The sequence below is a fragment of the Variovorax sp. J31P179 genome (assembly GCF_030316985.1).
In the GTDB taxonomy this organism is placed as follows: domain Bacteria; phylum Pseudomonadota; class Gammaproteobacteria; order Burkholderiales; family Burkholderiaceae_C; genus Variovorax; species Variovorax ginsengisoli_B.
This window is the reverse complement of the sequence record NZ_JASZYL010000003.1, coordinates 434,224-455,023: the sequence shown is the minus strand read 5'-3', so window position 1 is coordinate 455,023 and position 20,800 is coordinate 434,224. Positions and strand designations below refer to the sequence as shown.

Annotated in this window: 21 protein-coding genes; 9 read left to right on the top strand and 12 right to left on the bottom strand. The window is 68.3% G+C overall.

Annotation, left to right across the window (positions count from 1 at the left end):
• Positions 1-12: 12 nt before the first annotated feature.
• Complete coding sequence (locus QTI17_RS10350; protein WP_286532915.1) at positions 13-954, top strand: AraC family transcriptional regulator; 942 nt, start codon at positions 13-15, stop codon at positions 952-954.
• An 8-nt stretch (positions 955-962) separates the two neighbouring features.
• Positions 963-2,429 carry a xylulokinase gene (xylB, locus tag QTI17_RS10345; protein WP_286532914.1) on the top strand — a complete coding sequence of 489 codons (1,467 nt, stop codon included), beginning with the start codon at positions 963-965 and terminating at the stop codon, positions 2,427-2,429.
• Positions 2,430-2,433: 4 nt separating this feature from the next.
• Here xylB and QTI17_RS10340 read toward each other — a convergent pair whose 3' ends face one another.
• Together QTI17_RS10340 and QTI17_RS10335 are read right to left on the bottom strand one after the other, a co-directional pair.
• On the bottom strand, positions 2,434-3,006 hold the full coding sequence (locus QTI17_RS10340; RefSeq protein WP_286532912.1) for a hypothetical protein: 573 nt from the start codon (positions 3,004-3,006) through the stop codon (positions 2,434-2,436).
• A 29-nt stretch (positions 3,007-3,035) separates the two neighbouring features.
• Positions 3,036-3,254, bottom strand: a complete 219-nt coding sequence (locus QTI17_RS10335; RefSeq protein ID WP_286532910.1) for a hypothetical protein — start codon at positions 3,252-3,254, stop codon at positions 3,036-3,038.
• A gap of 235 nt (positions 3,255-3,489) precedes the next feature.
• On the opposite strand from QTI17_RS10335, the gene QTI17_RS10330 reads away from it, so the two are divergent.
• Positions 3,490-3,894, top strand: a complete 405-nt coding sequence (locus QTI17_RS10330) for a hypothetical protein (RefSeq protein ID WP_286532908.1) — start codon at positions 3,490-3,492, stop codon at positions 3,892-3,894.
• A gap of 21 nt (positions 3,895-3,915) precedes the next feature.
• Here the strand turns inward: QTI17_RS10330 and QTI17_RS10325 are convergent, their stop codons facing one another.
• From QTI17_RS10325 to phbB, 3 genes are all read right to left on the bottom strand, one after another.
• On the bottom strand, positions 3,916-5,607 hold the full coding sequence (locus QTI17_RS10325; RefSeq protein ID WP_286532906.1) for a cation:proton antiporter domain-containing protein: 1,692 nt from the start codon (positions 5,605-5,607) through the stop codon (positions 3,916-3,918).
• 36 nt (positions 5,608-5,643) lie between these two features.
• Entirely contained in the window at positions 5,644-6,993 is a 1,350-nt protein-coding gene (locus QTI17_RS10320) for a dicarboxylate/amino acid:cation symporter (protein WP_286532904.1), read from the bottom strand.
• A gap of 117 nt (positions 6,994-7,110) precedes the next feature.
• Complete coding sequence (phbB, locus tag QTI17_RS10315; RefSeq protein ID WP_286367376.1) at positions 7,111-7,848, bottom strand: acetoacetyl-CoA reductase; 738 nt, start codon at positions 7,846-7,848, stop codon at positions 7,111-7,113.
• A gap of 132 nt (positions 7,849-7,980) precedes the next feature.
• On the opposite strand from phbB, the gene QTI17_RS10310 reads away from it, so the two are divergent.
• From QTI17_RS10310 to QTI17_RS10295, 4 genes are read left to right on the top strand one after another with little or no spacing between them, the layout of a single operon-like run.
• Positions 7,981-8,997, top strand: coding sequence for an ABC transporter ATP-binding protein (locus tag QTI17_RS10310; RefSeq protein ID WP_286532902.1), 1,017 nt, complete (start codon positions 7,981-7,983; stop codon positions 8,995-8,997).
• A gap of 24 nt (positions 8,998-9,021) precedes the next feature.
• Entirely contained in the window at positions 9,022-10,326 is a 1,305-nt protein-coding gene (locus QTI17_RS10305; protein ID WP_286532901.1) for an ABC transporter substrate-binding protein, read from the top strand.
• Positions 10,323-11,222 carry a carbohydrate ABC transporter permease gene (locus QTI17_RS10300; RefSeq protein ID WP_286532899.1) on the top strand — a complete coding sequence of 300 codons (900 nt, stop codon included), beginning with the start codon at positions 10,323-10,325 and terminating at the stop codon, positions 11,220-11,222. The genes QTI17_RS10305 and QTI17_RS10300 overlap by 4 nt, the downstream gene beginning before the upstream one ends.
• Complete coding sequence (locus QTI17_RS10295) at positions 11,219-12,052, top strand: carbohydrate ABC transporter permease (RefSeq protein WP_503011034.1); 834 nt, start codon at positions 11,219-11,221, stop codon at positions 12,050-12,052. The genes QTI17_RS10300 and QTI17_RS10295 overlap by 4 nt, the downstream gene beginning before the upstream one ends.
• A gap of 4 nt (positions 12,053-12,056) precedes the next feature.
• Here QTI17_RS10295 and QTI17_RS10290 read toward each other — a convergent pair whose 3' ends face one another.
• The 4 genes from QTI17_RS10290 to QTI17_RS10275 are packed head-to-tail and all read right to left on the bottom strand — an operon-like array spanning position 12,057 to position 15,833.
• Positions 12,057-13,220: an acyl-CoA dehydrogenase family protein gene (locus QTI17_RS10290; RefSeq protein WP_286532898.1), complete on the bottom strand. Its 1,164-nt coding sequence runs from the start codon at positions 13,218-13,220 to the stop codon at positions 12,057-12,059.
• Between the two features lie 14 nt (positions 13,221-13,234).
• On the bottom strand, positions 13,235-13,624 hold the full coding sequence (locus QTI17_RS10285; protein ID WP_286532897.1) for a cupin domain-containing protein: 390 nt from the start codon (positions 13,622-13,624) through the stop codon (positions 13,235-13,237).
• A gap of 14 nt (positions 13,625-13,638) precedes the next feature.
• Positions 13,639-14,871 carry a CaiB/BaiF CoA transferase family protein gene (locus QTI17_RS10280; protein ID WP_286532896.1) on the bottom strand — a complete coding sequence of 411 codons (1,233 nt, stop codon included), beginning with the start codon at positions 14,869-14,871 and terminating at the stop codon, positions 13,639-13,641.
• 2 nt (positions 14,872-14,873) lie between these two features.
• Positions 14,874-15,833, bottom strand: coding sequence for a Bug family tripartite tricarboxylate transporter substrate binding protein (locus tag QTI17_RS10275; protein WP_286532895.1), 960 nt, complete (start codon positions 15,831-15,833; stop codon positions 14,874-14,876).
• 118 nt (positions 15,834-15,951) lie between these two features.
• On the opposite strand from QTI17_RS10275, the gene QTI17_RS10270 reads away from it, so the two are divergent.
• The gene (locus QTI17_RS10270; protein WP_286532894.1) at positions 15,952-16,917 is read left to right on the top strand and encodes a LysR family transcriptional regulator; all 966 of its coding nucleotides are present in this window, start codon (positions 15,952-15,954) and stop codon (positions 16,915-16,917) included.
• 10 nt (positions 16,918-16,927) lie between these two features.
• Complete coding sequence (locus QTI17_RS10265) at positions 16,928-17,803, top strand: endonuclease/exonuclease/phosphatase family protein (RefSeq protein ID WP_286532893.1); 876 nt, start codon at positions 16,928-16,930, stop codon at positions 17,801-17,803.
• On the opposite strand, the gene QTI17_RS10260 is transcribed toward QTI17_RS10265, so the two are convergent.
• The 3 genes from QTI17_RS10260 to QTI17_RS10250 form a co-directional block, all read right to left on the bottom strand.
• The gene (locus QTI17_RS10260; RefSeq protein ID WP_286532892.1) at positions 17,804-18,796 is read right to left on the bottom strand and encodes a tripartite tricarboxylate transporter substrate-binding protein; all 993 of its coding nucleotides are present in this window, start codon (positions 18,794-18,796) and stop codon (positions 17,804-17,806) included.
• A gap of 128 nt (positions 18,797-18,924) precedes the next feature.
• Entirely contained in the window at positions 18,925-19,602 is a 678-nt protein-coding gene (locus tag QTI17_RS10255; RefSeq protein ID WP_286532891.1) for an RraA family protein, read from the bottom strand.
• Positions 19,603-19,607: 5 nt separating this feature from the next.
• A complete protein-coding gene (locus QTI17_RS10250) occupies positions 19,608-20,786 on the bottom strand; it encodes an acetyl-CoA C-acetyltransferase (RefSeq protein ID WP_286532890.1) in 1,179 nt (392 codons plus the stop codon).
• Positions 20,787-20,800: the final 14 nt, after the last annotated feature.

The following is a 20,800-nucleotide window of genomic DNA, read 5'->3' as shown; positions in this document are numbered from 1 at the left end:
AAGGACCACGCCATGACATCGCCGCGCCAACGCCATCTGCCCCGCGATCGCAAACCCGAACTCGAGCGCGACATCACACGTTCGCCTTCGCTGGGCTACGAGGCCCCCGAGGACGCCGGCCTGGTGCGCTGCCTGGCCCACGGCTTCCCGAGCCCGCTGGTGCGCTGGCACTTCCACGAAGAGTACGAACTGCACCTCATCACCGAGACCTCGGGCCGGGCCTTCGTCGGCGACTGGATCGGGCCCTTCCACCCCGGCCACCTGGTGCTGTGCGGGCCGCGCCTGCCGCACAACTGGATCTCGCTGGACATCCCCGAGGGCGGCGCCACCGGCCGCGACCGCGTGATCCAGTTCCGCCACGATCCGATCGAGCGCGCGGCGGCCGAGATCCCGGAGTTGCGCGAGGCGCTGCAACTGCTCGGGCGGGCCCGCCACGGCATCGAGTTCTTCGGCTTCGAGGAGCGCGCGCTGGCGCACTGGGACGCGATCAAGGCCGCCCGCGGCCTGCACCGGCTGGCGCTGTTCCTGGACTACCTGTGCGAACTGGCGCGCTGCAGCGACTACCGGCTGCTGTCGAACGTGCAGATGCAGGGTGTCGAAGGCGACACCGAGGTCGACCAGGTCAATGCCATCGTCAACCGCATCACCTCGAACCTCGCCGAGCCGGTGGCGATGGCGGACATCGCGGGCGAGCTCGGCATGAGCGAGAGCCGCTTCAGCCGCTTCTTCAAGCGCTCGACCGGCAACAGCTTCACCGATTTCGTCAACCGGGTGCGCATCAACAGCGCCTGCCACCTGCTGATGCAGACCGACCACTACGTGACCGACATCTGCTACCAGGTCGGCTTCAACAACGTCGCCAACTTCAACCGCCGCTTCCTCGAGATCAAGGGCATGACGCCGACCGAATTCCGCCGGCAGAGCGACAGCCGCTTCGGCAGCCTCGCCGGATAGGGCTGCGCATGTACCTCGGGCTCGATCTCGGGACCACGGAGCTGAAGGCGCTGCTGCTGGACCGCGAGCACCGGATCGTCGCCCTGGCACGCGCCCCGCTGACGGTCAGCCGGCCGGCGCCGCTGTGGTCCGAGCAGGAGCCCGCGCAGTGGTGGGCCGCGCTCGAGGCCGCGATGGCTTCGCTGCGCGCGACCGATGCCGGCGCGTTGGCCGCGGTGCGCGCCATCGGCCTGTCGGGCCAGATGCACGGGGCGGTCGCGCTCGATGCCGACGGCCAGGTGCTGCGCCCGGCGATCCTCTGGAACGATGGCCGCAGCGCCGCCGAGTGCGACGAATTGGCCGCCCGGGTCCCTCGCCTGGCCGCCATCGCCGGCAACCTCGCCATGCCGGGCTTCACCGCGCCCAAGCTGCTCTGGATGCGCGCCCACGAACCGGAGCTGTTCGCCCGCACCGCCTGCGTGCTGTTGCCGAAGGACTGGCTGCGCTTCATGCTGAGCGGTGCGCGGGCCAGCGACATGTCGGACGCCTCGGGCACGCTGTGGCTCGACGTCGGCGCGCGCGACTGGTCCGACGGCCTGCTGGCCAGCTGCGGGCTGACGCGCCGGCAGATGCCCGAATTGGTCGAGGGCAGCGCGGTGGCGGGCCATCTCGCGGCCGGACCGGCGGCGCGCTGGGGTTTGCCGGCCGGCATCCCGATCGCCGGCGGCGCCGGCGACAACGCGGCCAGCGCCGTCGGCATGGGCCTGGTCGGCGCCGGCCAGGGCTTCGTCTCCCTCGGCACCTCGGGCGTCATCTTCGTCAGCGGCGAGCGTTTCGCGCCAGACCCGGCACGCGCCGTGCACGCGTTCTGCCATGCGCTGCCGGGCCGCTGGCACCAGATGGCGGTGATGCTGTCGGCCACCAGCGCGGTGGATTGGGCGGCGCGCTGCTTCGGGCTCGGCGACGCGCCCGCGCTGCTCGCCGCCGCCGCGACCCTCGACGCCGATGGCCGCCACGGCGCGCCGCTGTTCCTGCCCTACCTGTCTGGCGAGCGTTCGCCGCACAACGACCCCGGGGCCCAGGGCGTGCTGTTCGGGCTGACGCACGCGCACGGGCCGGCGCAAATCGCCTATGCGGTGGTCGAGGGCGTGAGCTTCGGGCTGCGCGACGGGCTGGACACGCTCGCCCGGCCCGTCGGCGAGCTGGTGCTGGTCGGCGGCGGCGCGCGCAGCGCCTGGTGGGCCCAGCTGCTGGCCGACGTGCTCGATGTGCCGCTGGCGCTCTGCGAGGGCAGCGAAGCCGGTGGCGCCTTGGGCGCTGCACGGCTCGCATGGCTGGCCGATGGCGGCTCGGAAGCGGAGGTCTGCCGGCGGCCCGAGACGCGCCGGCGCTTCGAACCGTCCCGCCCGCCGCAAGACGCGCTGGCCTCGCGGCACGGCCGCTTTCAGGCGCTCTATGCGGCGCTGCGCCCGTCGTTTCGCAACCGCGCCGCGTAGGCGCTCACGACCCGCCGATGGGCCCGAACGAAGTCCGCAGCCCCGCATAGTCCGTCGGCCCGCTGCTTTCCGGCGGATGGCCGGTGGCCGACAGCCAGGCCGCGATGCTCGGCAGCCGGCGGTCGAAATAAAGCTGCAGCTGCGGCCAGCTGCCGGCGGCGGTATGGGCCTCAGTGATTTCCAGTGCCTCGACGGCGATGCTGCGCAGGCTGCTCACCATCGCCAGCGAGCGTCCGTCCAGCAGTTGCAAGGTGACCTCCCGCCCCTGGGCCAGGATCTCCTCGAGGACGCGCCGGTGCACCGCGTAGTCGGCCCAGCTGCGCTTCACGCAGGCATCGTTGAGCTCGCGGAACACCCAGTGCATGTTGTTGGCGAACATGACCGCCACCTGGGCGGCCTGCCGAAGCCCTTGCCGGGAGCCCTGGAGCTGCAGCCGCGCCGCCCAGGCGATCGCCAGCAGCACGCCCACGGTCTGCACCCAGGCCGCCCATTCGGCCGAGGTCGACGGCCGGTAGAACCACGCCACGACCGCCAGGCCCGCGCCGCCGGCGGCCAACGCCGCGCCAATTTTCTGCATGGTCGCTCCCGATCCGGGGGCCGCGGCGCTCAAGAGCGCGGCCCCGCCTTGCCGAACATCTTCCGGACCGCCGCCACACCGGCCACCAGGGCATTGGCATAGGTCGAGTGCGGGTCCATGGCCGCCTCGATGGGCAGATAGGGAAGTGCTTCATCCATCACGTAGTCGCTGGCTTCCAGCAACACCCAATAGAACTCGCCCTCTTCGAGTTCTTGCACGGTCAGCGCGATATTCCGCAATTGGGGCATGGAGTTGGGAGGGCTTGGGGATCGGACGAATCGATCCTATGCAGCGCCATCGACAACGCCTAGTCACAATTTCACGAATCGTTGCAAATGTGACTACTAGTAATTAAAAACGCAAGCACTCTGTGCGCCAAATGCGTATTTGTATGCGGATTGCAACTTGAGCCAGGGGGCTTCGCCTACACCCCTCCCTGCGCAGGCGACCTAAGCTGAAGCGTCCAACCCGCAAGGAGGAGACATGAAGCACTTCACCCTGGACCCCCACATGACCGCGGCCGTGGGCGGCGCCTTTTACCCTACCGGTCATACCTTCGTAATGTTTCCGGATGCAACGGACGCCAGCGTCGTGGGCCATCGGCTGCTCGAGAACGGTTTCAGCGGCGACGAGATATACCTGATTCCGCCCCACGTCGTGCTGGAGCAGATCACGCCCACCGTCCGCGATGGCGACAGCCCGCTGCCCTCGGCCGGCACCGACGCCGCCACGGTCCGCGCCTACACCAAGCTGGCGCGCGAAGGGCACACGGCGCTCTTGGTCAAGACTCGCGACGAGGCCGCCGCGAACCGCTTGATGGAGCATGTGCGCATGGTGACGTTCTCGATCGCCCAGCGCTACCGGATGCTGGTGATCGAGGATCTCTGAACTGAAGGCGGCGCCTCGAGCTCAGGTGCCGGCCGCGCGCAGCAGCACGGTGCGGGCCATCGCCTGCGCCAGTTCCTGCTCGCCCAGGCAGACCGTGACCGCGTCCTGCTGGGTCAGGAGGCGTGCCTCGTCCTCGTTGTGGCTTCGGATCACGGTCTCGATCGACGGATTCAGGGTCCGCGCCGCCTCGATCATCTGACGCACGTTGATCGCATCCGCGGTGGCGATCACCAGCACCCGGGCGCGCGCGATGTGGGCCTGGATCAGCACCGCGGGATCGGCCGCATCGCCCCACACCGCCGCCATGCCCTCGCCGCGCAGCTGCTCCACGATGGCGCGGTTCTGCTCGGCCACCACGAACGGAATGTCGTGCGCCGCCAGCGCGGCCGCGATGCGCCGGCCGACGCGGCCGTAGCCCACCAGCACCACCTGGCGCGAGAGGTACCTGGCCTCGGTGTGCATCGGCAGTTCGGCCAGCGGATCGTCGCGCGACGCCAGCCCGCGCGCGAAGGACGAATGCGCGTGCAGCCACTGCTGCACCGGCCCGATCAGGCTGAACCAGAGCGGATTGCTGGCGATCGAGATCAGCGCCCCGGCCAGCAGCAGGCTCTGGCCCTCGGGCGGCAGCAGCCCGAGCGAGCCGCCGAGCGCCGCCAGGATGAAGGAGAACTCGCCGATCTGGGCCAGGCTGGCGCTGACCGTGAGCGCGGTGCCCAGCGGGTAGCGCAGCAGCAGCACCAGGGCACAGGCCGCGACCGACTTGCCGACCACGATCACCAGCACCACCGCCAGCACCTGCAACGGCCGCTCGATCAGCACCGCCGGGTCGAACAGCATGCCGACCGAGACGAAGAACAGCACCGCGAAGGCATCGCGCAGCGGCAGCGACTCCTGGGCGGCGCGGTGGCTGAACTCGGACTCGCGCATCACCACGCCGGCGAAGAAGGCGCCCAGCGCGAACGAGACGCCGAACAGCGCCGCCGAGGCGAAGGCGATGCTGACCGCGGCCGCCACCACGCAGAGCGTGAAGAGCTCGCGCGAGTTGGTGCGCGCCACCTGCCACAGGATCCACGGGAACAGCCGCCGGCCGACCACCAGCATCAGCAGCACGAAGCCGCCGACCTGCAGCAGCGTGAGGCCCAGCGTCTGCCAGACCGGCGCGCCGGTGTCGACCGGCGCGGCACCGTCCAGCGCGCCCGCGAGCGGCGGCAGCAGCACCAGCACCAGCACCATCGCCAGGTCTTCCACCACCAGCCAGCCGACAGCGATCCGGCCGGTGAAGGTCTCCAGGATGCCCAGGCTCTCGAGCGCGCGCAGCAGCACCACCGTGCTGGCCACCGAGAGCGCCAGCCCGAACACCAGCGCCCCGCCCGGACTCCAGCCCCACCAGCTGGCGAGCCCGGCACCGAACAGCGTCGCCACCGCCATCTGCACCAGCGCGCCCGGCAGCGCGACCTTGCGCACGGCCAGCAGGTCGTCGAGCGAGAAATGAAGGCCGACGCCGAACATCAGCAGCATCACGCCGATCTCGGCGAGCTGGGCGGCGATGCCGGCGTCGGCGACGAAGCCCGGGGTGAACGGCCCGATGATCACGCCCGCCAGCAGGTAGCCGACCAGCGCCGGCAGCCGCAGCCGCGTCGCCAGGAAGCCGAGCACCAGCGCCAGGCCGAGGCCGGCGGCGATGGTGTTGATCAGTGAAACGCTGTGGGGCATCGACTTGCATTCTGCAAGAACGACACCCCGGCAAGGTCACGAGGCCATCTTTTCCGTACGGGCGTTGATCAGCACCTCGGGCTCCTGGGCCTCGATCCAGGTCTCGTTGTTGAGCCCGGCCTGCAGGCGCTCCATGTCCAGCGCGTCGGTCCACTTGGCGACCACCAGGGTGGCGACGCCATTGCCGATCAGGTTGGTCAGCGCCCGTGCCTCGGACATGAAGCGGTCGATGCCGAGAATCAGCGCCAGGCCCGCCACCGGCACATGGCCGACCGCCGACAGCGTGGCCGCCAGCACGATGAAGCCGCTGCCGGTCACGCCCGCGGCGCCCTTCGAAGTCAGCAGCAGCACACCGAGCAGCGTGATCTCCTGCATCAGCGTCATCGGCGTGTTGGTCGCCTGGGCGATGAAAACTGCCGCCATCGTCAGATAGATCGAGGTGCCGTCGAGATTGAACGAGTAGCCGGTCGGGATCACCAGGCCGACGGTGGTCTTGTTGGCGCCCAGGTTCTCCAACTTCTCCATCATCCGCGGCAGCACCGACTCGGACGACGAGGTGCCCAGCACGATCAGCAGTTCTTCCTTGATGTACTTGATGAACTTCCAGATGCTGAATCCGTGCAGCCGGGCGATCGTGCCGAGCACCACGAAGATGAACAGCAGGCAGGTCAGGTAGAAGGTGCCCATCAGCTTGCCGAGGGAGAACAGCGAGCCGATGCCGTACTTGCCGATCGTGAAGGCCATGGCGCCGAAGGCACCGATCGGCGCCAGCTTCATGATGTAGTTGACGATCACGAAGAGCACGTGCGAGCCCTTCTCGATGACATCGAACACCAGCGTGCCGCGGCCGCCGAAGCGGTGCAGCGCGAAGCCGAACAGCACCGCGATCAGCAGCACCTGCAGGATCTCGCCCTTGGCGAAGGCATCGACCAGGGTGTTCGGGATGACGTGCATCAGGAAGTCGACCGTGCCCTCCATCTTGCCCGGCCCGGTGTAGGCGGCCAGCGCCCGGGTGTCCAGCGACGCCGGATCGATGTTCATGCCGGCACCCGGCTTGAGCAGGTTGACCAGCACCAGCCCGACCACCAGCGCGATGCTGCTCACGATCTCGAAGTACAGCAGCGCCAGGCCGCCGGTCTTGCCGACCTTCTTCATGTCCTCCATGCCCGCGATGCCGACCACCACGGTACAGAAGATGATCGGCGCGATCATCATCTTGATCAGCTTGATGAAGCCGTCGCCCAGCGGCTTCATCGATTCGCCGAGCGCGGGGTAGAAGTGGCCGAGCAGCACGCCGATGATCACCGCGGTGATGACCTGGACATAGAGGGACTTGTAGATGGGGGGCTTCGCTGGCAGGGTGGCTGGCATCGGTGTGGGTGTCATGCGGTGATCTCCAGATGTGGTGTGTTTGGAATGGGAGACAGGAACCGGCGCACGCGCCGCGCACATGAAAAAACCCGCCGTGGCGGGTTTTTTCGCAGCGTCATCCGTGGCGGCGCCTCAGTGCATGTGGAGCCCACCATTGACCGAGAAGTCGGCCCCGGTGGAATACCCGCCTTCGTCGGTCGCCAGCCACGCGATGATGGAGGCGATCTCGCTCGGCTCGCCGAGGCGTTTGACCGGGATCGTGCCGACGATCTTGTCGAGCACTTCCTGGCGGATCGCCTTCACCATGTCGGTACCGATGTAGCCCGGGCTGACGGTGTTGACGGTCACGCCCTTGGCGGCGAGCTCCTGTGCCAGCGCCATCGTGAAGCCGTGCATGCCGGCCTTGGCGGCCGAATAGTTGGTCTGCCCGGCCTGCCCCTTGGCGCCGTTGACAGAGCTGATGTTGATGATCCGGCCCCAGCCCTTTTCGACCATGTCGCCGACCACCTGCTTGGTGACGTTGAACATGCTGTTGAGGTTGGTCTCGATCACCGAGCTCCAGTCTTCCGGTGTCATCTTGAGGAACATCCGGTCGCGCGTGATACCCGCGTTGTTGACCAGGACGTCGATGCTGCCGTGCTCGGCCTTGGCCTTGGTGAAGGCCTCGACGGTGGACTGCCAGTCTCCGACGTTGCCGACCGAGGCATGGAACTCGTAGCCCTCGGCCTTCTGCTCCGCCAGCCATTTGGCGTGATCGCGGGTGGGGCCGCAGCCGGCGATGACGGTGAAACCGTCCTTGGCCAGGCGCTGGCAAATGGCCGTTCCGATGCCCCCCATGCCCCCGGTGACGTATGCGACTTTTTTGCTCATGAAGTTTCCTTGGTATTTGCGAGCCTGAACAGGCGTTGACCACTTTATCGAAGTTTTTGGAGCCCGCCCGATGAGGAAAACACTGACCCCTCAATGCAACCGGGTGTCACAAGCCGTCCATATACTGAGTCGATGTCCTCTATCGAGCTGATCGACATCGCCAAATCATGGGGCGACGCCACCGCCCTGCAGTCGGTCAACCTGCAAATCGAACCCGGCTCATTCTGCGTGCTGCTCGGCCCGTCCGGCTGCGGCAAGTCGACCACGCTGCGGATCCTGGCCGGGCTGGAAACCGCCACCGAAGGCCGGGTGGTCATCGACGGCCGCGACGTCACCGCCCTGCCGCCGGCCCAGCGCGGGATCGCGATGGTGTTCCAGAACTACGCCCTCTTCCCGCACCTGAGCGTGGCCGACAACATCGGCTTCGGCCTGTCGGTGCGAAAGACGCCGGCGGCCGAAAGCGCGCGCCGGCTGCGCGAGGTCGCCGCCCTGCTGGGCCTCGACGCCCTGCTCGATCGCAAGCCCTCGCAGCTCTCGGGCGGCCAGCAGCAGCGGGTGGCCCTGGGCCGGGCGCTGGTGGCGCAGGCCAAGGTCTGTCTCATGGATGAACCGCTGTCCAACCTGGACGCCCAATTGCGCCAGGACATGCGGCGCGAGCTGCGCGAGCTGCAGCGCCAGCTTGGGCTGACGGTGGTCTACGTCACCCACGACCAGACCGAGGCCATGAGCATGGCCGACCAGGTGGTTCTGCTGAATCGCGGCCGCATCGAGCAGGCCGGCCTGCCGCGCACGCTCTACGCCCGCCCCGCCACCACCTTCGCGGCCCGCTTCATCGGCACCCCGGCCATGAACCTGGTGGCGCTGGAAGGCGGCTGCATCGCCGGCAGCGAGGTCGCCACCGGCCATGACGCCGCGATGCTCGGCGTCCGGCCGGAAGCCATCGCGCTCGCTCCGCGCGGCATCCCTGCCACGGTCCGGGGCCTCGAATACCTGGGCGCCGACCTGGTGCTGCGCTGCGCGATCGGCAGCCAGGTGCTGCTGGTGCGCACCGCGGGCGGCTGCGAGGCCGCGCCGGGCGACCAGGTCGGCCTGTACTGGGCGCCCGAAGACAGCCACGGCTTCGATGCCGCCGGCCACCGCATCGACTGAATTTCACTCCCGAGGAAGAAGACCATGAAACGCAAGACTTTCGTCCGGGGCCTGGCCCTGCCCCTGCTGGCCGCTGGCGGCCTGTTCGGCGCCGGCACCGGCCTCGTGCACGCCCAGGCACCGGTAGAGCTCCAGTTCTACTACCCGGTCGCGGTCGGCGGCCCGATCGCCAAGACCATCGACGGCTTCGCGGCCGGCTTCATGAAGGAGAACCCGGGCGTGAAGGTCTCGCCGATCTACGCCGGCACCTACCAGGAGACCATCGTCAAGGCCCTGACCGCGCACAAGTCGGGCACGCCGCCGGTCACCTCGGTGCTGCTGTCGACCGACATGTTCACGCTGATCGACGAGGAGGCGATCGTCCCCTTCGACGACTTCGTGAAGACGGCCGAGGACAAGGCCTGGCTGGGCGGCTTCTACAAGGCCTTCATGATGAACAGCCAGACCGGCGGCAAGACCTGGGGCATTCCGTTCCAGCGCTCGACCGTGGTCATGTACTGGAACAAGGAGCTGTTCAAGGAAGCCGGGCTCGACCTGAACAAGCCGCCGGCCACCTGGGCCGAGCTGAAAGACGCCGCCACCCAGCTGACCAGGAAGGACGCCAGCGGCAAGGTCACGCAATGGGGGGTGCAGATCCCGTCGAGCGGCTTCCCCTACTGGCTGTTCCAGACCCTGACGACGCCGAACGACGCCATCCTCGCCAACGAGGCTGGCACCGCCGTGAAGTTCGACGATCCCAAGGTGATCGAGGCGCTTCAGTACTGGGTCGACCTCGGCAAGGCCGGCATCCACCCGCCCGGCGTGGTCGAGTGGGGCACCACGCCCAAGGACTTCTTCGAGAAGAAGGCCGCCATCATCTACACCACCACCGGCAACCTGACCAACATCAAGGCCAACGCCAAGTTCGACTTCGGCGTCGGCATGATCCCGGGCAACAAGCGCAAGGGCTCGCCCACCGGCGGCGGCAACTTCTACATCTTCAAGAAGTCGACGCCGGCGCAGCAGGATGCCGCCTTCAAGTTCATCAAGTGGATCACCCAGCCCGAGCGGGCTGCGCAATGGAGCATGGACACCGGCTACGTCGCCGTCTCGCCGGCCGCCTACGAGACCGACACGCTGCGCAAGGACGGCCGCGACTTCCCCGCCGCACTGGTGGCGCGCGACCAGCTGCCGGTGTCGGTCGCCGAGTTCTCCACCCACGACAACCAGCGCGTGACCAAGGCGCTCAACGACGGGCTGCAGGCCGCGCTGACCGGCAGCAAGACGCCGGCGCAGGCCATGCAGGACGCGCAGCGCGAGGCCGACCGGATCCTGCGCGCGTCCAAGTGAGGCAAGGCACCACCGCCGGCAGCAGCACCGCCCGCGAGGCGGCGCACGCCTGGCTGCTGCTGTTGCCGGCGCTGGTGCTGCTGGTCGCGTTCACGCACTGGCCGGCGGTCTCGACGCTGGTCGACAGCTTCTACTCGACGCCCAAGGGCAGCCGCGCCGGCGTCTGGGTCGGGCTCGAGAACTACCAGGTCATGGTCGGCGACCCGGTGTTCTGGAAGGCGGTGCGCAACAACCTCTGGTTCGCGGGCGCGACCATTCCGATGTCGATAGCGCTGGCGCTGGTGATGGCGCTGTGGGTCAACGAGCGCATCGCGGGCCGCGCCTTCCTGCGCATGGCCTACTTCACGCCGACGGTGCTGCCGATGATCGCGGTGGCCAACATCTGGCTGTTTTTCTACACGCCGCAATACGGCCTGCTCGAGCAGATCACCGGCGCGCTGGGCCTGCCCTCGCACAACTGGCTCGGCAGCCCGGCGACGGCACTCGGCGCGGTCACGCTGGTGGCGATCTGGAAAGAGGCCGGTTTCTTCATGATCTTCTACCTGGCGGCGCTGCAGAGCCTCAATCCGAGCCTGCGCGAGGCGGCGGCGATCGAAGGCGCCTCGCGCTGGTATTTCTTCCGCCGGGTGCAGTGGCCGCTCCTGATGCCGACCACGCTGTTCGTGCTGGTCAATGCCTTCATCAACGCCTTCCGGATGGTCGACCACCTGTTCGTGCTGACCCGCGGCGGGCCCGACAACGCCTCGATCCTGCTGCTCTACCACCTGTACGAGGTGGGCTTCAGCTTCTGGGACACGGCCTACGCCTCGGCGATCACCGTGGTGCTGGTGGTGGTGCTGGCCGGCATCGCGCTGTTCCAGTTCTTCGTGCTCGACCGCAAGGTGCACTACAAGTGAGCGCGCCGGCCCAACGCCTGGCCTACAACGAGCCCACGCTGCTCGACACGCTGGCCGCCTGGCTGCTCGCGCTGCTGTGGATCCTGCCGCTGGCCTACGCGGTCTGGACCGCCTTCCACCCGGCCGAATTCTCGACCCGCTTCGCGCTCGCGGCGCCGCTCACGCTCGACAACTTCCGCCGCGCCTGGGAGGCCGCGCCGTTCGCGCGCTACTTCCTCAACACCACGCTGCTGGTGGCGATGGTGCTGGTGGTGCAACTGGTGCTGGGCACGCTCGCGGCCTTTGCCTTCGCGCGCTACCGGTTCAAGGGCCGCGGCGTCGCCTTCGCCCTGGTGCTGGTGCAGTTGATGATCATGCCGGACATCCTGCTGGTCGAAAACTACAAGACCATGGCGAAGCTCGGCCTGGTCGACACGCTGCTGGCCATCGGCCTGCCCTACTACGCCTCGGCCTTCGCGATCTTCCTGTTGCGCCAGACCTTCATGGGCATTCCGAAGGAGCTCGACGAGGCCGCGCGGGTCGAGGGCGCCAGCGCGCTGCAGACGCTGTGGCGCGTCTACGTGCCGCTCGCCCGGCCGGTCTACACCGCCTTCGCGCTGGTGTCGGTGAGCTTCCACTGGAATAATTTCCTCTGGCCGCTGATCATCACCAACAGCGTCAACGCGCGGCCGCTGACCGTGGGCCTGCAGGTGTTCTCGTCGGTCGACCAGGGCGTCGACTGGTCGGTCATCACGGCCGCCACGCTGATGACTTCGGCGCCGCTGCTGATCGCCTTCCTGCTGTTCCAGCGGCAGTTCGTGCAGAGCTTCATGCGCGCCGGCATCAAGTGAAAGCTCAATAGGACTTCGGCAGGCCGAGCACCTTCTCGGCGATGAAGCAGAGGATCAGCTGCGGACTCACGGGCGCCAGGCGCGGGATCCAGGCTTCGCGCAGGTAGCGTTCGACGTGGTACTCCTTCGCGTAGCCCATGCCGCCGTGCGTCAGGATCGCGTTCTCGCAGGCGCCATAGCAGGCTTCCGCAGCGAGGAACTTCGCGCTGTTGGCCTCGGCGCCGCAGGGCAGCTGCTGGTCGTAGAGCCAGGCGGCCTTCTGCACCATCAGGTGCGCCGCCTCGAGTTCCATCCACGACCTCGCCAGCGGATGCTGGATCGCCTGGTTCATGCCGATCGGGCGGCCGAACACTTCGCGCTCGTTGGCATAGTTGGCGGCGCGCTCCAGCGCGGCGCGGCCCAGGCCGATCGCCTCCGACGCGATCAGGATGCGCTCGGGGTTCAGGCCATGCAGGATGTAGCTGAATCCCTTGCCTTCCTCGCCCACCCGGTCCTCGACCGGGATCCGAAGGCCGTCGATGAAGACCTGGTTCGAATCGACGCACTTGCGGCCCAGCTTCTCGATCTCGCGGACCTCGACCTTCGAGCGGTCCAGGTCCGTGTAGAAGAGACTCAGGCCCTCGGTGCCCGTGCAGTCCTCGACCGGCGTGGTGCGCGCCAGCAGCAGGATCTTGTTCGCGACCTGGGCCGTGCTGATCCAGACCTTCTGCCCGTGCACCACGTAGTGGTCGCCTTCGCGGACAGCCCGTGTCTTCAGCTTGAGGGTGTTCAGGCCCGTGTTCGGCTCGGTCACGCCGAAGCATGCGCGGTCCTTGCCCTGGATCAGCGGCGGCAGCCAGCGGCGCTTCTGCTCGTCGGTCCCGAAGACGACCACGGGATGCAGGCCGAAGATGTTCATGTGGACCGCGGACGCACCCGACAAGCCCGCGCCGGTCGCGGAGATGGTGTGCATCATCAGTGCCGCGTCGCTGATGCCGAGCCCCGCGCCGCCATGCTCTTGCGGCATCGCGATGCCGAGCCAGCCCGACTCGGCGAGCGCACTGTGGAAGTCGGCCGGAAAGCCGCCCTCGCGATCCTTGCGCAGCCAGTAGTCGGCATCGAAAGGCGCGCAGACCTTTTCGATGGCGTTGCGGATCTGTTCCTGCTCCGGTGTGAGGCTGAAGTTCATGGGGGTCTCCTGATTCAATCGTGGGCGGGCCGGCGAAGCTTGTCCGGCGACTCTGCGTAGGGCGGGCTGTAGATCACCAGCAGCTTGACCGGGGTGTCGCTGGTCACCTGGAAGACGTGCATGGCGTCGGCCGGAAAGAAGCAGGTGTCGCCGGCTGCCATGTCGAAGGCTTCGCCCGCCACCTCCACATGCGCCGTGCCCTCCAGCAGGTGGCAGGCCTGCTCGACGCCCGGGTGCGCGTGCGGCAATGCGCCGCCGCCCTTCTGCAAGGTGCCGAGCACCACCTCCATCTGACGTGCGCCCGTGGTTTCCGGGCCGATGAGGCGCTGATTGCTCGTGTGGTGGTGATTGGCGGGCCGGTAGCTCGGGACGTCCTGGCTGCGGACCAGGTACTTCGGTTTCATGATCGGATTCATGATCAGGTGCTCGGCGCCGTGCAGGCGCCGCTGGCCAGGAGTCCGCGGACAGCGGTATCCGAATAGCCGGCCTCGCGCAGCAGTTCGACGGTGTGCTCCCCCAGGCGCGGCGCGGGCGCGGGCTCGCGCTCGGGAGGGGTCGCGGACCACTTCGTCGGCGGCGCCATCACGTGCAGCAGCCCCTCCGTCGGATGCAGGGTCTGGCGCAGGAATCCGGTCGCACGCAGCTGTGCGTTCGCCAGCAGGTCGGCCGGGCTGTTCATCGGCATGTTGGGAACGTCCGCCGCATCGAGCAGCGCCCGCCACTCGGCCGTCGTGCGCGTGCGCATGATCCGCGAGACCTCGGCATAGACGGCGTCGATGTGGGCCGCGCGCGCGCCGTGCGTCGCGAAGCGCGGATCGGCCCCGAGGCCGTCGCTCTCCCCGATGGCCTCGAAGAAGCTGCGCCAGTGCTTGTCGTTGTAGATCAGCACGCACAGGCGCCCATCCCGCGTGGCGTACGGCTTCCTGTGGGGAGTCAGCAGCCGTGCATAGCCGGGCTCGCCCCGCGGCGGATCGAAGCTCAGTCCGGCCATGTGGTCGCCCAGGATGAACTGCGACATCGACTCGAACATGGGCACGCTCACCGCTTGCCCCTGCCCCGTCTGGCTGCGCGCATACAGTGCCGCGGTCACGGCGTAGACCGCATGCAGGCCGGTGACGCGATCGCAGAGCGTCGTCGGCGCATAGATCGGCTCGGGCGCGCCGTACTGCTGCATGAGCCACGGCACGCCCGTGGCGCCCTGGATCAGGTCGTCATAGGCCGGCCGCGCCGCATCGGGCCCGTCCTGGTCGAAGCCGCAGCAGTTCACGTAGATGATCCGCGGACTGCGCTCCTTGACGGCTTCGTAGTGCAGGCCCAGGCGTGCCATCGCCTTCGGCCGCACGTTGCTGACGAGCACGTCGCAGCCCTCGGCGAGCTTCAGCACCGCCTCGCGCCCATCGTCGGCTTTCAGGTCGAGGGCGATGCTGCGCTTGCCTGCATTGGCGTGCAGGAAGATGTGCCCCATGCCGGGATTCTTCATGGGCCCGACGTGGCGCATGTTGTCGCCCTCGCGGCTCTCCACCTTGATGACGTCGGCGCCCAGTTCGGCCAGGATCTGGGTCGCATACGGCCCCATGACCACCGAAGTCATGTCGAGCACGCGCACACCCGAGAGCGGGCCGCGGCGCGTGCGATCTGCTTGCTGCTTCATGGCTATTCCTGGCGGATGCCGGCCTGCTTGATCAGCGCGGTCCAGTGCGCGAGCTGGTCGGCCACGTACTTCGCGAAATCGTCCGGGCCGCTGCTGGGCCAGACTTCGAAGCCGAGCTGCGCGAGCTGGTCCTGCACTTCCTTTTCGGCCAGCACCTGCCGGAGCTCGGCGTCCAGCCGCTCCACGACGGGCCGGGGCATGCCGGCCGGCCCGAGGACGCCGTTCCAGGACGTCAGGTCGAAGCCCTTGACCGTGTCGGCCACGGGCGCCACGCCGGGCAGCGACTTGACCGGCCCCTTGGTCGTCACCGCCAGCGCCCGGACGCTGCCGGCCTTGATCATCGACATGCTGGAGCCGAGGTCGGCGACATACATCTGCACCTGCCCGCCCATCAGGTCCGTCAAGGCCTGCGGGCTGGACTTGTAGGGTATGCCGAGCATGTCGATGCCGGCGATCCGCTTGATGGTCTCGGCGGCCGCCAGCGAGGTGCTGTTCGGCGTCGCATAGGAGAGCTTGCCCGGGTTCGCCTTGGCGTAGTCGATCAGCTCCTTCATGCTGTTCACGGGCAGCTTCGAGCCCACGACCACCGCGAAGGGCAGCTCGCCCACGCGGGCGATCGGCGTGAAGTCCTTGATCGGGTCGTACTTCAGGTTGGCGAACAGTGCCGGGTTGGCCGAATGCGAAGTGTTCGTGGTCATGAACAGCGTGTAGCCGTCGGGCTTGGCCTTGGCGACGTACTGGGCGCCGATCTGGGCACTGGCGCCCGCCTTGTTGTCCACCAGCACCGGCTGCTTGAGCCGCTCGCCCAGCCGCTTCGCCACGATGCGCGCGACGGCGTCCGTGCCGCTGCCGGCCGCGAACGGCACCACCATCGTGATCGGCGCCGCGGGATAGTCCTGCGCGGCGGCAAGCGTCGAGCCGACGAGGGCCAGCAGCGCCAGGGCCCGTTGAAATGGATGCATGCGGTTGTCTCCTGTAGGTCCGTCGTCTGGATTGCGACGTCCCGGATCTTGGAGACGATGATCATTTGCGTCCAATTCACATTGTGGCTGGATCGATTCATTTCTAGAATCGTTGCGGATGAAGCTGAATTCCCTCCGGTACTTTGCCGTGCTGGCCGAAGAACTCCATTTCGGACGCGCCGCCGACCGGCTGGCGATCACCCAGCCGCCCTTGAGCCTGGCGATCAAGGCGCTGGAGGAAGAGCTGGGCGTCCGGCTGCTGCTGCGCAGCAGCAAGCACGTCGAACTGACGCCGGCCGGTTCCGCCTTTCTCGAGGAAGCCCGCCAGATCCTGGATCGCGTCGCGCGGGCTTCGTCGATCGCCCTGGCCGTGGCCAGCGGCAGCCGCGGCCGGCTCGACGTCGGAATGGCCGGCTCCCTGGTCTACCGCGGCGTGCCGGCCATCGTGCAACGCTTCGACACCGACGCCCACGGCATCGAACTGATCCTGCACGAGATGTCGACCGCGGAGCAGCTCCAGGGCCTGCTGCACGGCCAGCTCGATGCGGGCTTTCTCAATGCCTTCGTCGTCCCGCCGCAGCTGCGCTCGCTGCCGCTGGTCGACGACGAGTTCGTGCTCTGCCTGCCGGCCGCCCACCGCTACGCCGGCGCGAAGGCGGTCGACCTCGGCGACCTGTGCGAAGAGCGCTTCGTGATGTTCTCGCGCGACGTGTCGCCGGCGAACTACGACAACGTGATCGCCATCTTCAGCCGCGCCGGCGTCCATCCGAAGACGGTCCATGCCGCGCGCCAGTGGCTCACCATCGTGGCGATGGTGGCCGAAGGGCTGGGGGTGTCGCTGGTGCCGCGCTCGCTCGCGCGGTCGCGCGTCGACAACGTCCGCTTCGTGCCGTTCACGGGCGCCTCGGCCATCACGCCGGCCTTGCTGGTCTGGAATCCGGCCCGCACCAGTCCGGCCCTCGAGAAATTCGTCGCCAGCGCCGGCTCGACGATCGAGGGGCTGCGCGGGGCGATGCTGCCGATGCCCAGCCGCAAGCAGCAACAGGGTCGGAGCAACCTGATAAAACGCCCTCATCAACGCTGATGGGAACGCCATGAAACTCGTGACCTGGAACACCCAATGGTGCCGCGGCCTCGACGACGCCGTCAGTCCGCGGCGGATCGTCGACGGCGCGCGCGCCATGGCCGACTTCGACGTGCTGTGCCTGCAGGAGATCGCCTCGGGCTTCGACGGCATGCCGGGCCAGCCCGGCGACCAGCCGGCCGAACTGCAGGCCCTGCTGCCGGGCTTCCGGCTGTTCTTCGGCGCCGCGGTCGACGAGTTCGGCGCCGACGGCCGGCCGATGCGATTCGGCAACCTGATCGCCACCCGGCTGCCGGTGTCCCGCGTCTCGCACCACGTGCTGCCCTGGCCTGCCGATCCGACCGTGAGCAGCATGCCGCGCATGTGCACCGTGGTCACGCTGACCAGCCCCGAGCTGGGCTCGCTGCGCGTGATGACCACCCACCTCGAGTACTACTCGCCGAGCCAGCGCCTGGCCCAGGCCCGGGCCCTGCGCGCGCTGCATCTGGAGGCCTGCGAGCAGGCCGCGGCGCCACCCGTCGACCCGCGCGAAGTCTCGCCTTTCCAAGCCAAGACGCATTCGCCGCAGGCGATCCTGTGCGGCGACTTCAACATGGCGGCAAGCGACCCGGCCTACGACGAGATCGTGCAGGCCTTCGTCGACCCGGCGCTGCCGGCCGGGGGCACGCCCGCAAGACGCCTGCAGGATGCCTGGCCGCTGGCCCACCCCGAGCGGCCGCAGGACCCGACCTTCCGCCTCTTCGACCGCACTTATGGGCCCGATCCGGTCGCCTGCGACTTCGTCTTCGTGAGCGATTCGCTGGCGCCGCGGGTGCGAAAGGTCGAGGTCGACCTGCAGACGCAGGCCTCCGACCATCAGCCGGTCATGATCGAGCTCGGGGACTGATCACTCCCCCTGGATGCCCGCGGCCCGGATCACCTTGCCCCACTTGGCGACCTCGGCCGTCAGATGGCTGCGCAGCGCCTCGGGCGTGACCTTGTCCATCGGCACGATCTCCGAGCTCAGGTCGGCCAGGCGCTGCTTGACCACCGGGTCCTGCAGCGCCATGCGCAGCGCGGCATTGATCTTGTCGATCACCGCCGGCGGCGTGCCCTTCGGCGCATAGACGCCGTGCCAGACGCGCACGTCGAAGCCCTTCAGGCCCTGCTCGTCGAGGGTCGGGATGTTCGGCATCGTCGACAGGCGCTGGGGCGTGGTCACGCCGAAGACCTTGACCCGGTTGCCTTCCTTGATCACCGGCGCGGTCTGGGTGGTCTGGTCGCACAGCAGGTCGACCTGGCCGCCCATCAGATCGTTGAGCGCCGGTCCGGCGCCCTTGTAGGGCACCGTGGTCAGCTCGACGCCGATCTGGCTCGTGAACAGCAGGCCGCACAGCTGCGACACCGCGCCGACGCCGGCATTGGCCAGCGACACCTTGTCCTTGTGCGTCTTGACGTAGGCGAGCAGTTCCTGGAAGTTGCTGGCCGGGAAGTCCTTGCGCGACAGCAGGGTCATCGGCACGTCGAGCACCTGCCCGACGTACTCGAAATCCTTCAGCGGGTCGTACGACAGCTTCTTGTAGAGCGCCGGCGCGGTCGCCATGCCCATGTGATGGATCAGGATGGTGTAGCCGTTCGGTGCCGCCCGCGCCACGCGCGCGGGCGCGATGGTGCCGCCGGCGCCGACCGTGTTCTCGACGATGACGGTCTGGCCCAGCGACTTGCCCATGGGGATCGCCAGCATGCGCGCGACCACGTCGGTGGGCCCGCCGGCCGAATAGGGCACCACCATCGTGACGGGCTTGTCGGGCCAGGGGGCCTGCGCGGCGGCCGGTGCCTGGAGGGTGGCCAGGGCAGCGCCCAGGATGACGCCGGTCAGCGCCTTCAGCTTTGTTTCCATGTTGTCTCCCGAGTGGAACGGGCATGGTCGGTGCTGCGCCGGGATCGCGCAATCGGCGAATTCGGAAGGCGGGCTTCGGTTTTCGGAAACCCTGTGCAGGAATGCGCAGATCGCACCCTGCCCGGCGCTCACATCACGCCGAAAGTCGCCAGCGCCTCGCAGGCGCTCATGCCGCCGCGGATCGCGTCGGCCACCTTGTTTTCGGTGCGGACCTTGTCCAGGGCCTTGGCCACCGCCTCGCGCTCGACCGCGCGCGGGATCACCAGCACGCCCTCGCGGTCGCCGAACAGCAGGTCACCGGGCGCGATGCGCACGCCCTCGATCTCGATCGTGCAGCGGTAGTCGATGACCTGGCCGCGCACGCCCTGGTCCTGCGCATAGGTGCCGCGGCAGAAGACGTCGAAGCCGAGCCGCTCGATCTCGCCGGCGTCCCGCACGTAGCCGTCCAGGATGGCACCGGCCGCCTTCAGGTGCTGCGCCCGGGTCGACATCAGGCCGCCCCACAGGGCATAGCGCAGCGAGGCACCGGTGGCGATGTAGATCTCGCCCGGCTTCAGGTCGTCGAGCGCCTCCAGCATCAGGCCGAAGGGCTTGCCCGACAGGGGCCCGGCCGAGCGCGTGCCGTCGTTGACGACATCGGCCTCGAGCACCGGCATGGCACGGCCGACGATGCGCATCGATTTCTCGAGCGGCGCGATGCCGGCCGGCAGGAACTGGTGCTGGAAACCCATGGTGTCCAGCACGTCGCCCACCGCGGCGACGAACAGCTCGTCGCGGATCTGGCGAAAGAGCTGCGCGTCGTCCAAGACGCTCAGCGCTCGATCGTCAGGGCCACGCCCATGCCGCCGCCGATGCACAGCGAGGCGATGCCCTTCTTGGCGTTCTGCCGCTGCATCTCGTGCAGCAGCGTCACCAGGATGCGGCAGCCGGACGCGCCGATCGGATGGCCGATGGCGATCGCACCGCCGTTCACGTTGACCTTGTTGATGTCCCAGCCCATCTCGCGGTTCACCGCGCAGGCCTGGGCCGCGAAGGCCTCGTTGATCTCGAGCACGTCGAGGTCCTGCGGCTTCCAGCCGGCGCGCTGCAGCGCCTTCTGCGACGCCGGCACCGGGCCCATGCCCATGAAGGCCGGGTCGAGGCCGGTGCTGGCATAGCTGGCGATGCGGCCCAGCGGCTTCAGGCCCAGCGCGGCCGCCTTCTTGGCGGTCATGACCATCACGGCGGCGGCGCCGTCGTTCAGGCCCGAGGCATTGCCGGCCGTCACGCCGCCGGCCTTGTCGAAGGCCGGGCGCAGCGCAGCCAGGCCTTCGGCCGTGCTCTTGCGGTTGATGAACTCGTCCTTGTCGAAGACGATCGGGTCGCCCTTCTTCTGCGGAATGTTGACGGCGACGATCTCGTCCTTGAACTTGCCGGCGTCCTGCGCCGCCGCGGCCTTGGTCTGGCTGCCGAGCGCGAGCTCGTCCTGCGCGGCACGGCTGATGTCGTACTTCTTGGCCACGTTCTCGGCCGTGATGCCCATGTGGTACTGGTTGTAGACGTCCCACAGGCCGTCGATGATCATCGAGTCGACCAGCTTCCAGTCGCCCATGCGCTGGCCGTTGCGCGAGTTCGGCAGCACGTGCGGCGCCATGCTCATGCTCTCCTGGCCGCCGGCGATCACGATCTCGCTGTCGCCCGTGGCCACGGCCTGCGCCGCCAGCATCACGGCCTTGAGGCCCGAGCCGCAGACGGCGTTGATGGTCAGCGCCGGCGTCTCCTTGGCGATGCCGCTCTTGAGCAGCGCCTGACGCGCCGGATTCTGGCCGCTGCCCGCGGTCAGCACCTGGCCCATGATGACTTCGCCGATCTGGTCGCTGCCGACCTTGGCGCGCGCCAGCAATTCCTTGATCACGATGGCACCGAGTTCGGTGGCCGGGATGCTGCCCAGCGATCCGCCGAATTTGCCCACGGCGGTACGTGCGGCTGAAACGATGACGATGTCTTCCATGGTGTGCTCCGATG

Bases quoted from the DNA above. Each gene is read 5' to 3' on its own strand.
- QTI17_RS10285 (WP_286532897.1), bottom strand. From the start codon at position 13,624: ATGAAACCGAAGTACCTGGTCCGCAGCCAGGACGTCCCGAGCTACCGG.
- QTI17_RS10320 (WP_286532904.1), bottom strand. From the start codon at position 6,993: ATGACACCCACACCGATGCCAGCCACCCTGCCAGCGAAGCCCCCCATC.
- phbB (WP_286367376.1), bottom strand. From the start codon at position 7,848: ATGAGCAAAAAAGTCGCATACGTCACCGGGGGCATGGGGGGCATCGGA.
- QTI17_RS10340 (WP_286532912.1), bottom strand. From the start codon at position 3,006: ATGCAGAAAATTGGCGCGGCGTTGGCCGCCGGCGGCGCGGGCCTGGCG.
- QTI17_RS10270 (WP_286532894.1), top strand. From the start codon at position 15,952: ATGAAGCTGAATTCCCTCCGGTACTTTGCCGTGCTGGCCGAAGAACTC.
- QTI17_RS10250 (WP_286532890.1), bottom strand. From the start codon at position 20,786: ATGGAAGACATCGTCATCGTTTCAGCCGCACGTACCGCCGTGGGCAAA.
- QTI17_RS10350 (WP_286532915.1), top strand. From the start codon at position 13: ATGACATCGCCGCGCCAACGCCATCTGCCCCGCGATCGCAAACCCGAA.
- QTI17_RS10280 (WP_286532896.1), bottom strand. From the start codon at position 14,871: ATGAAGCAGCAAGCAGATCGCACGCGCCGCGGCCCGCTCTCGGGTGTG.
- QTI17_RS10330 (WP_286532908.1), top strand. From the start codon at position 3,490: ATGAAGCACTTCACCCTGGACCCCCACATGACCGCGGCCGTGGGCGGC.
- QTI17_RS10275 (WP_286532895.1), bottom strand. From the start codon at position 15,833: ATGCATCCATTTCAACGGGCCCTGGCGCTGCTGGCCCTCGTCGGCTCG.
- QTI17_RS10335 (WP_286532910.1), bottom strand. From the start codon at position 3,254: ATGCCCCAATTGCGGAATATCGCGCTGACCGTGCAAGAACTCGAAGAG.
- QTI17_RS10290 (WP_286532898.1), bottom strand. From the start codon at position 13,220: ATGAACTTCAGCCTCACACCGGAGCAGGAACAGATCCGCAACGCCATC.
- QTI17_RS10260 (WP_286532892.1), bottom strand. From the start codon at position 18,796: ATGGAAACAAAGCTGAAGGCGCTGACCGGCGTCATCCTGGGCGCTGCC.
- xylB (WP_286532914.1), top strand. From the start codon at position 963: ATGTACCTCGGGCTCGATCTCGGGACCACGGAGCTGAAGGCGCTGCTG.
- QTI17_RS10265 (WP_286532893.1), top strand. From the start codon at position 16,928: ATGAAACTCGTGACCTGGAACACCCAATGGTGCCGCGGCCTCGACGAC.
- QTI17_RS10325 (WP_286532906.1), bottom strand. From the start codon at position 5,607: ATGCCCCACAGCGTTTCACTGATCAACACCATCGCCGCCGGCCTCGGC.
- QTI17_RS10305 (WP_286532901.1), top strand. From the start codon at position 9,022: ATGAAACGCAAGACTTTCGTCCGGGGCCTGGCCCTGCCCCTGCTGGCC.
- QTI17_RS10310 (WP_286532902.1), top strand. From the start codon at position 7,981: ATGTCCTCTATCGAGCTGATCGACATCGCCAAATCATGGGGCGACGCC.